The sequence below is a fragment of the Pseudomonas tehranensis genome (assembly GCF_014268615.1).
Lineage (GTDB): Bacteria > Pseudomonadota > Gammaproteobacteria > Pseudomonadales > Pseudomonadaceae > Aquipseudomonas > Aquipseudomonas tehranensis.
The window spans coordinates 1-6,448 of record NZ_JABWQV010000263.1 but is presented as its reverse complement, the minus strand read 5'-3'; the positions used below and the strand labels follow the sequence as shown (position 1 = coordinate 6,448).

Below are 6,448 nucleotides of genomic sequence, written 5' to 3'. Positions count from 1 at the left end.
TGCCGTGGTGGTCACCGATGACAACGGCACTACGGCCAACGGCAACCTGGACGTGAACATCGTTGATGATTTGCCCACCGCCCATGCTGACTCCGCCTCGGTGGATGAAGGCGGAACGGTCAGCGGTAACGTCCTGAACAACGATGTGGGCGGTGCCGACGGACCCGCCGCAAGCGGCGCGGTGATCGGTGTGCGTGCTGGCAGCGACACCTCAACCTCGGCGGTTGGCGGCCTCAATACCCAGATCCACGGCACCTACGGCTACCTGACCCTGGACGCCAACGGCAACGCCGTTTACCACAGCAACCCGAACACTGTCAGCGCGCCGGGCGCCACCGATGTGTTCACCTACACCGTGCGCGATGCCGATGGCGATGAAAGCACGACGACCATCACCATCGACGTCTACGAAAGCTGCCTTGTCGCCACACCGGACGAGGAAATCAGCGTCTACGAGAAAGCCCTCGACCTGAATCAGGACGGTCAGGACCTGGCCCCTGGCACCGTCACCGGCAGTGCGCCGAACGCTAGCACTGAAACCGCCAGCGGAAGTCTGGTCGGTTCGGTCACAGGTGCGATCGGCGCCGTCACCTTCGCTCTGGTGGGCAACGCTACGGGGGCCTACGGCCAACTGCTGCTCAACCCCGATGGTTCGTACACCTACACCCTGACTTCGCCAGCCACCACAGCACCTTCGGCCAACGATGGTCCGAATATCCTGAGTGAAAGCTTTACCTATCAAGCCACCGATTCCCTGGGCAATACCGTCACCAGCACCATCGTCATCAACATCGTCGACGACGTACCCGCCGCCCACGCCGATTTGGCTTCGGTAGTGGAAGGCGGCACGGTCAACGGCAACGTGTTGGACAACGACGTGCTCGGCGCTGACGGTGGCGCGGTGATCGGCGTACGGGCCGGCAACGACACCTCAACCCCTGCAATAGGTGGCCTCAACACCCAGATCAACGGCACCTACGGCTATCTCACGCTGGACGCCAATGGCAACGCCGTTTACCACAGTCATCCGAACAGCGTCAGTGAACCCGGTGCAACCGACGTATTCACCTACACCGTGCGCGATGCCGACGGCGATGAAAGCACCACTACCATCACCATCGATGTCTACAACAGCTGCCTCACTGCCACACCGGATGAGGAAGTCAGCGTTTATGAAAAAGCCCTGGACCTGAATCAGGACGGCCAGGATCTGGCCCCCGGCACGGTCACCGGCAGTGCGCCGAATGCCACCAGCGAAACCGCCACGGGCAGCCTTGTCGGTTCGGTCAGCGGTGCCGTCGGCGCTGTAACGTTTGCCCTGGTGGGCAATGCGACCGGCGCCTACGGTCAGTTGTTGCTCAACCCTGACGGCTCGTACACCTACACCCTGACTTCGCCCGCCACGAGTGCGCCCGCCGCCAATGACGGCCCGAACGTGTTAAGCGAGAGCTTCACCTATCAAGCCACCGATTCCCTGGGCAATACCGTCACCAGCACCATCGTCATCAACATCGTCGACGACGTGCCCAGCGCTCATTGTGATACTGCCTCGGTGGTGGAGGGCGGCACGGTCAGCGGCAACGTGCTGGACAACGACGTGCTCGGCGCTGACGGTGGCGCGGTGATCGGCGTACGGGCCGGCGGCGATACATCGACCTCGGCTGTGGGCGGTCTCAATACACAGATCAACGGCACCTACGGCTACCTGACTCTGGACACCAATGGCAACGCCGTTTACCACAGTAACCCGGACTCCGTCGGCGCGCCGGGCGCCACCGACGTATTCACCTACACCGTGCGCGATGCCGACGGCGATGAAAGCACCACTACCATCACCATCGATGTCTACAACAGCTGCCTCGTCGCCGAAACCGATCAGGACATCACCGTCTATGAAAAAGCCCTGGACCTGAATCAGGACGGCCAGGACCTGGCTCCCGGCACCGTCACTGGCAGCGACCCGAGCGCCACCAGCGAAACCGCCACCGGTAGCCTTGTCGGTTCGGTGACCGGTGCCAGTGGTGCGCTGACGTTCAGTCTGGTGGGCAACGCCACCGGCGCTTACGGCCAGTTGTTGCTCAACCCTGACGGCTCGTACACCTACACCCTGACTTCGCCCGCCACGACGGCGCCCAACGCCAACGACGGCCCGAATGTATTGAGCGAAAGCTTCACCTACCAGGCTACGGACGCCTTGGGCAACAGTGTCACCGGCAACTTGGTGGTGAGCATCGTCGACGACGTACCTACGGCCATCGCGTCCGAGCGTTCGGTGACGGCGGTGGAGATCGACTCGAACCTGCTGATCGTGCTTGACGTGTCCGGCAGCATGGCTGATCCCTCTGGTGTACCGGGGCTCTCGCGGCTGGACCTGGCGAAACAGGCCATCAGTGCCTTGCTCGATAAATACGACGATCTGGGGGATGTGAAAGTCCAGCTCGTCACCTTCAGCAGCAGCGCCACCGATCAGACTTCCGTGTGGGTGGACGTGGCGACCGCCAAGTCGCTCCTCACCGGCCTGTCAGCGGGCGGTGGGACCAACTACGATGCGGCGGTGGCGGCGGCCAAGACCGCGTTTGTCACCTCGGGGCAACTGACCGGAGCACAGAACATTGGCTACTTCTTCTCCGACGGCAAGCCCACTACGGGCCAGGGGATCGATGCGGCGGACGAAGCGGCATGGAAAGCGTTTCTCGACGCCAATGGCATCAAGAACTACGCCATCGGCCTGGGCGGCGGGGTCAGTGACACTCACCTCGACCCGCTGGCCTACGACGGCAGTACCCACACCGACACCGACGCGGTGCTGGTCACCGACCTGAACCAGCTCAACTCGGTGCTCTCCGGCACCGTGCAAGGTGTGCCAGTCACTGGCAGCCTGCTGGGTGAGGGCGGCTCGTTCGGCGCCGACGGTGGGTTTGTCAAAAGCCTGGTGGTCGATGGCACCACCTACAGCTACGATCCGACCGCCAACGCCGGACAGGGTGCGCTGACCGCCAGCGGCGGCGCGAACCATGGCACCTTCAACACCGCCAACAACACGCTGAGTATCGCCACCGACCACGACGGCACACTGGTGGTGAATCTCGACACCGGCGAGTACAGCTACACCTCCCAGACCGCCACCAACACATTGATCACCGAGACCATCGGCTTCACTGTCAGCGACAACGACGGTGACCTGGCCAGTTCCAGCCTGGTGGTCAAGGTTCTCCCCAACAGCCCGCCCGTGGCAGTCGACGACAACATCATCACCAACGTCCTGTCGGGCAACATCGTGATCCCGGGAGAAATGCTGCTGGGCAACGACAGTGATGCCAACGGTGATCCGCTCACCGCCTCCCCCACAAGTTTCAATACCGGATGGACAGCCAAAGGTGGGGATTTTACCGGCAGCACCGGCACGGCCAGCTTCACCGGCAACAATGTGCAGTCGATCAACCTCAACCGCGGTGCCTTTGTCGCCAATGCCGCGACCATGACCGCAGTGCTGGTGGTCAGCGGTGCACTGGGGATGGTCTCCAACCACAACAGCAACGATGAAGACCGGCTCAATATCAGCCTCAAGCAGGGTGAAACCCTCACCCTGGACCACAATCTGGCGGACGGACGCATCGCCCTGGAGTACTCCCTCAACGGCGGGCCTTTCATCGCGATCACCGACGGTGCCTCGTTCACCGCGGCGGCCGATGGCAACTACCAGATTCACGTCACCAACATCGCCAATGCCAGCGGCGGCAACCCCAACGGCGCGGAAAACTACCAACTGACCTTGACCGTCAACTACGCCGGCGCCCAGGACAGCACGCCGGACTACCACGGCAGCTACACCGCCAGCGACAATCACGGTGGCAGCGACAGCGCAGCGGTCGGCATCAGCTATCAGGCCGGCGACACCCTGACGGGCACGACCGGAGACGACGTGCTGATGGCCGGCGAGGGGGACAACATCCTCAACGCGGGCGACGGCAACGACATACTCAGCGCCGGTTCGGGCAACAACGCCTTGCATGGCGAGGCGGGCAATGACTTGCTCTACAGCGGCGCCGGCAACGACCTGCTTGACGGTGGCACCGGCAACGACACCGCCAGCTATGCCCACGCCACTGCCGGGGTTACGGTGAACCTGGGTCTGTTGGCCGCGCAAAACACCGTGGGCGCCGGCATCGATACCCTGGCGGGCATCGAAAACCTGGTCGGTTCGAACTTCAACGACACCCTCACGGGAGATAGCGCCAGCAACCGCATCAACGGCGGCCTGGGCGACGACGTGCTCAATGGCGGTGGCGGTGATGACGTGTTGATCGGCGGCCTGGGCAACAACACCCTGACCGGTGGCAGCGGCGCCGATACCTTCCAATGGCAGGTGGGCAACAGCGGACATGACCTGGTCACGGACTTCACCCCTGGCCTGGATAAACTCGACCTGTCGCAACTGTTGCTGGGGGAAAACGGCAGCAGCGCGTCCCTGGACGACTACCTGCACTTCAGCGTCACAGGCAGTGGTGCGTCGGTCATGACCAGCATCGACGTCAGCAGCACAGCCGGTGCGACACCGAACCAGACCATCGACCTGGCTGGCGTCAACCTTGCCAGCTACTACGGCGTCACGCCGGGCGTGGACGGCATGATCGCCGGCGCGGATACCGCGACCATCATCAACGGAATGTTGAATGATCACTCGTTGAAGGTGGATACGGTGTGAGGTGAGCTGAAACGACAAACCCCGCCATTTCCTGACTGGGAATGGCGGGTTTTCTGTATTTCGGAGGTGGGGCTGTGTCGGATTCCCTGTGGGAGCAAAGCCTGCTCGCGATAGCGGTGGTTCAAAGTTGCATTGAGGTTGAATGTGCCTCAGTCATCGCGAGCAAGCTTTGCTCCCAAAGCGGTCTTGTGGTGGTGCCCGGTATTCGGCCACAAAAAAATCCCCTGTGGGAGCGGGCTTGCCCGCGAAGACGGCGGCACATCCAGCACTTCAGGCTCAGGCAGGGCGCCATCGCGAGCAGACTCGTTCCCTCAAGAAGAGTGGGTTTCGCTGAGGTTAGCGAGCAGGCATTCGGGGCGTCTCACCGATTTAGTGGATTATTCCTTCAACTGCTTCTGCTTCTCGGCGATGAGATTGAAGCTTGAGCGCGGCACCACGTGATGCCGGGGTGGCGTAATAAAAGACCTGACCGCGCAATTGCCCTCGGCGAGGGTAGGGTATACGCGCCCGTTGTGGCGACTGGCGTGGGTCCCGACTTCAGGGCTTATGCAGGGTTTTTTGCCTGAGGATATAAACCGTCACCAGCACCGCACTGGTGAGCATGAACGCCCGTGCCCACGGCAGTGGCACCAGGTAGCAGGACAGCAGAATACTCGCCCACATCAACCCGATGGCGTAGACCTTGCCCTTGAGTGGGATGCCGTTGCCGCTGAGGTAATCGGCGATCCAGGGCCCGAGCCGCGGATGGCCCACCAGCCAGCGGTAGAAGCGTGGCGAGCTGCGGGCGAAGCAGGCAGCAGCCAGCAGCAGGAAAGGCGTAGTGGGTAATACCGGAATGAAGATGCCGATGACCCCCAGCACCACGCTCAGCCAGCCGATGGCCAGCAGAACGTAACGCAGGATCAGCGGGCGCTTGCCGATGGGCGCGGGCACCCGATGGCTCAGTGGTGGCGCGGCTTGAGGATCGCCGGTTTCTCGTCGGGTGCGTTGCACAGCAGGTACAGGGCAGTGAGGGCTTCCGGGATCTGTACGACCATGTCGTCCATCAGGTTCGCGTCGGCAGCGATGTCGGAAAACTCCGGTTGTTCGTCGAACAGGCCGGAACCGACCATGATCGGCAGGAGCATTTCGCTGACTTCGTCTTCGGCGGTTTCGAACCAGGCGGCTTCACGCAGGAACACGCCTTCCATGAAGCCGATGCACCAGCCACGCAGTTCCGAATCGTCCGGGTCATCGCCCAGGTCCAGCTCGCACGGCAGCTCGAATTCTTCGTCGGAGGCCAATTGACGGGCGATGTGGGCCTTGAGGCCAACCAGCGTGGCTTCGATTTCGGCGCGCTGGGCTTCGTCGGCGTAATGCGGCTCTTCGGCGAACAGGGCATCGATCCACTCACGCTCCGGCACCTGTTCGGAGCAGATGGACAGGGCGGTCAGATAGCCGTGAGCGGCCACGTAATCCAGCGCTTCTTCGTGCAGCTCATCGGCGTCGAGGAAGACTTGCAGGCGGGTCAGTTGCTCAGCGAAGGACATTACAGGCTACCTTGGGGAATAAACAATGCGGGAATTCTAGGCCTTCTTGAGCGCCCAGGCCAGCCGCGTGGTGTATTTGCCTTGCCGGCTTGCCCCAACGCCAAGACACATACCCCCCCTGTGGCGAGGGAGCTTGCTCCCGCTGGGGCGCGTAGCGGCCCTGTTTTTTGGGGACGGCTTCGCCGTCCAGCGGGAGCAAGCTCCCTCGCCACGG

At 62.5% G+C, this 6,448-nt stretch carries 3 protein-coding genes; 1 reads left to right on the top strand and 2 read right to left on the bottom strand.

All coding sequences use genetic code 11. From position 1 onward, the window contains the following. Positions 1–4,705: cadherin-like domain-containing protein (locus HU811_RS23520; RefSeq protein WP_186658370.1), on the top strand; the 4,705-nt coding region annotated here is incomplete at its 5' end. A gap of 537 nt (positions 4,706–5,242) precedes the next feature. On the opposite strand, the gene HU811_RS23515 is transcribed toward HU811_RS23520, so the two are convergent. Both HU811_RS23515 and HU811_RS23510 read right to left on the bottom strand, forming a co-directional pair. After that, positions 5,243–5,638, bottom strand: a complete 396-nt coding sequence (locus HU811_RS23515) for a YbaN family protein (protein ID WP_092397465.1) — start codon at positions 5,636–5,638, stop codon at positions 5,243–5,245. An 8-nt stretch (positions 5,639–5,646) separates the two neighbouring features. Continuing rightward, complete coding sequence (locus tag HU811_RS23510; protein WP_092397467.1) at positions 5,647–6,234, bottom strand: UPF0149 family protein; 588 nt, start codon at positions 6,232–6,234, stop codon at positions 5,647–5,649. Positions 6,235–6,448: the final 214 nt, after the last annotated feature.